Origin of the sequence: Sphingomonas sp. CCH9-F2 (genome assembly GCF_001556735.1) — a bacterium.
Classification (GTDB): Bacteria; Pseudomonadota; Alphaproteobacteria; order Sphingomonadales; family Sphingomonadaceae; genus Sphingomonas; species Sphingomonas ginsenosidimutans.
The window spans coordinates 1-3,090 of sequence record NZ_LSJO01000396.1; the positions used below are offsets into that span (position 1 = coordinate 1).

3 protein-coding genes are annotated in these 3,090 nt (G+C 72.5%); 1 reads left to right on the forward strand and 2 read right to left on the reverse strand.

All coding sequences use genetic code 11. The features are described 5' to 3' along the window. Both AX685_RS21630 and AX685_RS11545 read right to left on the reverse strand, forming a co-directional pair. A partial coding sequence (locus tag AX685_RS21630; protein WP_197418579.1) for a hypothetical protein occupies positions 1-628 on the reverse strand: 628 nt, incomplete at its 3' end. 156 nt (positions 629-784) lie between these two features. Next, positions 785-1,606: a transglutaminase-like cysteine peptidase gene (locus AX685_RS11545; RefSeq protein ID WP_066488813.1), complete on the reverse strand. Its 822-nt coding sequence runs from the start codon at positions 1,604-1,606 to the stop codon at positions 785-787. 182 nt (positions 1,607-1,788) lie between these two features. Between AX685_RS11545 and AX685_RS11550 the strand changes: the two genes are divergently transcribed. After that, positions 1,789-3,090, forward strand: a 1,302-nt coding sequence (locus tag AX685_RS11550) for an O-antigen ligase family protein (RefSeq protein WP_066488816.1), incomplete at its 3' end; no start/stop codon positions are given.

Here is a 3,090-nt window from a genome sequence, read left to right on the forward strand (position 1 = left end):
CCCCGAACAGCGCCCAGCGCGCATGGTCGCGCCAGATCGTCAGGTAACCGCGCCACGCATCCCATCGCGGCAGCACGAACTGCACCCGCGCGAAACCGGCGCCGAACGGCATCAGCGACGCCGCGCTGGCCCAGCCCAGGATCGCGCCCGCCGCCACCAGCCCGCGCGCCCAGCCGATCGCCATCGCCGCGACCCCGGCGACCAGGATCACGGTATAGATGCCGTCGCTGGTCGCGGTCAGCATCTGTCGCCCGCGCGCATAGGCTTCCGCCCGCGCATACCAACGGACCAGCGATGCCGCGGCAAAGGCGGCGAACACTCCCGTCGCCGGCCCGTCCATGCCCACGCCCCAGCCCAGCAGCGCGACGACCCCGGTCGCCAGCACCAGCGCGGGCAGGTGCGCGGCGGCGATCTGCGTGCGCACCTTCGCGATCCCGGCGCGGTCCAGCCCGGCGAACAGCGTCGGCAGCGGCGCGCAGAACAATGCGCCCCACACACCCCACGCCAGCTGTATCGCCACCATCAGGAACGAAAAACGGCCGAATGCCGCCGGAGCCAGCTGGCGCACCAGCAACAGCGACAGCAGGAACTGGCCCGCCGCCCCGCCCACCGGCCCGGCCAGCGCCATCGCATAGCGCCCCGCGCTACGGACGGCGAATTCACGCGGCTGGGACAGGAAGTTTCTCCGATGGTCGGGGCATGGCGCGGATTCGCGCGGACGTGCGCGCTTATCGCCCGAACCGGGCGGTCACGTCGATAGCCATCGCGCCGCGCCCCGTCCCGCTCAGGAACGCCCCCCCTCTCCGGCGGCCGGCTGCGAAACCAGCGTCACGTTGGGCAGCCCGCCGATGCGGTGCCATTCCATCGGCGCGTCCGCCCGCTGCTGGCGCAGCCAGACGTAGCGGGTCTCGTTCCAGCGGCGCAGGTGCCCCGACAGGCTGTCCAGCACGCGGTCGCCATCGGGCAGCCGCGCGATCAGCACGGTGTGCAGCCCGAACCCCTGCTTGAACACCACCGCCAGGAACAGCAGCTCAGGCGGAAAGCCGCCTTCCACCAAGGTCATGCGCTTCTCGATCGCGATATCCTCGCAATCGCCGACCGGGTGCTTGCCCGCTGCCGGACGCTCCCAATATTCGTCGATCCCGCGCGCATCGCGGTCGCTGACCTGGATGACGCGGCGGTTGACCTGGCTGTTGACGCGCTTGACCGTCGCCAGCAGATCAGCGGGCGCCACGGCCGGGCGCATTGTCGGCGCCGGCGACCGCACGACCGCCGGACGCAGCAGCGCCGCCGCCGGCAAAGTCGCGCCCGGCTCGATCGCGCCGGTCACCATCGCCGCCGCGCTCCACGGCTGCGCACATTGTTCGCCCGTGGCGCACCCGGTCGCAGCCAGCGTCAACGCCGGCAGACGGTCGGGGGACAGGCCCGCCGCGCATGACACGGTATCGCGGGCGCAGAAATCGACGAAACCGGCGGGCGGATCGGCCACCGCGCCGCCCGGCAGGAACGCCGGCTGGCGCGCGCGCGCGTCCGCGCCGCCGGGCGCGAGGCCACAGGCCAGCGCCGTCGCGGCGGCCATCAGCAGGGACAGGTTCGGTAGGGCCATCGCACTCACTCCAGGCTCTCAGCCTGTCCGCAATGCGCCCTCGCCTAAGAAGATCGCGTATATTGAGGTGGTTACGACGACGTGCACCATTTACTTGACGATGCTTCACACAATCCCGACACCCCGTTTACCGCCGGCCACGCGCGCCGTTCGCGCCGGGCGGATTAGGAGCTTGACGCCCCATGCGATCCCCTTCCCCCGACGTCATCCCGAAGGGGCGATCCGCCACCGCGGATCAGCTCGCGGGGTCGGTCAGTGTCTGGTCGCCGAAGGCAGCGGACCGGATGCGCGCGATCCCGGTGGTGGCCGCCGTCGCGCTGGGCAGCGGTTTGTTCTTTCGCGGGTTCAACGACATTGCCGGCCAGGCGGTGTTCACGCTGCTGATGGCGGCGCTGCTAGGCGCGGCCCTGTGGGGCGATGCGCCATCCGAACGCGGCTGGCGCGCGACGCTGCCGGTACTGGCGCCCGCGCTGGCGGCGTTCGGCTGGCTGGTGCTGGGCAGCATCGCGGGCACGCCGGCCGCGCCGGATCTGGTGCCGGCGGGATTGCTGTCGTGGCTGGGCGGTCTCGCCGCGCTGCTCGCGGGGTGGTGGGCCGCCCGTCACCCGCCGCTGCTGGCGCGCGTGATCGATCTGTGGCTGGCCCTGTCGGTGGCGCATCTCGCGCTCGGGCTGGTGCTGGTCCGCACCGGCGCCACCGACGCCTTCGCCTTCTGGCCGGTGGCGCGCGGCGGGCGGTTCCTGGGACTGATCGGCAATGCCAATGTCACCGCCGGGATCGCCGGGGTCACCGCGCTGCTTGCGGCCGCGCGCGTGCGTCAGGCGATCGCCGCCCCGCGCCGCGGCCGACGCGATACGCTGGTGGTGGCGATCTGGAGCATGGCCGTCGCGATCGCGCTGCTGGCGCTGTTGGCGACCGCGTCGCGCTTTACGCTCGCGGTCGCGCTACTGCTGCTGGCCGCGCTGGTCGCGCCGGCGCGCCGCCGTATCGACTGGCGGCTGGTGGCGGCGGGCGTCGCGCTGACCGCGCTGGCGGCGCTGCCATTCGCGCCGCTGATCCGCTCGCGCTTCGGGTTGCTGGGCGACGGCATCGACACGCGCTGGCTGATGTGGCGGCGCTATGCCGGGATGATCGGCGATGCGCCGTGGTTCGGCCATGGCGCGAACGGCTTTCCCGCCGCCGCCGCCCATTCGCTGACCGAGGTCACCGCCGCGCGCTTTACCTGGATGGTCAATTCCGCGCACGACCTGCCGCTGCAGCTGATCCTGTCGGGCGGACTGCCCTATGCCGCGCTGCTGGCGGCCGCCGCGGGAATCGCGGCGTGGCGGGTGCTGCGGTTCGTGTGGCGCCGGCCGGTGACGGCGCAGGATGCCGGGATGCTGTGCGCCTGCGCGCTGCTGCTGGCGCTGTCGATGATCGACATCGTCCTCGACGTGCCGACCACGATCGGCGTCGCGCTGTTCCTGGCGGGGGCGTTATGGAGC